This window comes from Thioclava arctica, from assembly GCF_040892615.1.
Classification (GTDB): Bacteria; Pseudomonadota; Alphaproteobacteria; order Rhodobacterales; family Rhodobacteraceae; genus Thioclava; species Thioclava arctica.
Window position 1 is genome coordinate 1 of record NZ_JBFRYC010000055.1, and the last position, 544, is coordinate 544.

General features: G+C 60.5%; 1 pseudogene. It reads right to left on the reverse strand.

Annotated elements, in window-relative coordinates:
• Positions 1 to 544 (reverse strand): annotated as a pseudogene (locus AB4874_RS19900) (IS5 family transposase); the annotation flags it as partial.

The window sequence follows — 544 nt, forward strand, 5'->3', positions numbered from 1 at the left end:
CGGTGTTGCCCCGCATCAGCAGGTGGTCCACCGCCTGACTGTCATGCACAGCGGCGTCGGTAGCGTGATAGCGGCGCACCAGCTTGTGCATGCGGTCCACGTTGACGTGGTTCTTGTAGCCATAATGGCTCTTGCCGTGCTTCTTGGTCCTGCGCGCGTCCTCATCCTTCTGGCTGCGCTTCGCGGCCTTGTTTTCCCAATCCTCGGGCACTTCGCCCTTCTTGATCGCCGCATTTTCGGCGCGCGTGTTGTGGTTTCGGGGCACCGGCACAATTTATGCATCCAGTATCTGACCGCCCCGGGCGATATAGCCTTGCCGCGCCAGATGACCGTCGAAACGGTGAAACAGCTCCTCCACCTTGCCCGCCTGCGCCAATGCATCGCGATACAGCCAGAAGCCAGACCGTTTTGGCGTCCGGAACGCGGTCCGCAAGGCCAAGTCCAAGGAACCTCATGAACGACAGCCGGTCGCGGACCTGATACTCGATCTGGTCATCCGACAGGTTGTAGAGCGCGCTGAGAACCAGCGTCTTGAACATCAGCA